Source organism: Streptomyces griseoflavus, assembly GCF_014649995.1.
Taxonomy (GTDB): domain Bacteria; phylum Actinomycetota; class Actinomycetes; order Streptomycetales; family Streptomycetaceae; genus Streptomyces; species Streptomyces griseoflavus.
On the sequence record NZ_BMUC01000048.1, the window covers coordinates 1 to 410 of the forward strand.

Here is a 410-nt window from a genome sequence, read left to right on the forward strand (position 1 = left end):
GACACCGGCGACACCGGCGGCGGCCTGCGTGTGCCCGATGTTGGACTTCACCGAGCCCAGCCACAGGGGCCGGTCGGCCGGGCGGTCCTTGCCGTACGTGGCGAGGAGCGCCTGGGCCTCGATGGGGTCACCCAGGGTGGTACCCGTGCCGTGCGCCTCGACGGCGTCGACCTGGTCGGGGGCGAGACCGGCATTGGCGAGGGTCTGCCGGATCACCCGCTGCTGGGAAGGACCGTTCGGCGCGGTGAGACCGTTACTGGCGCCGTCCTGGTTGACGGCCGTGCCCCGGACCACAGCCAGGACCGGATGCCCGTTGCGCCGAGCGTCCGACAGCCGCTCCAGCAGCAGCATGCCGACGCCCTCGCCCCAGCCGGTGCCGTCGGCGGCCTCGGCGAAGGCCTTGACCCGGG

General features: G+C 73.9%; 1 protein-coding gene. It reads right to left on the reverse strand.

The window, feature by feature from the left end:
- Positions 1-410 (reverse strand): beta-ketoacyl synthase N-terminal-like domain-containing protein (locus IE172_RS35065; RefSeq protein ID WP_229886756.1); only part of this gene is annotated, 410 nt, incomplete at both ends.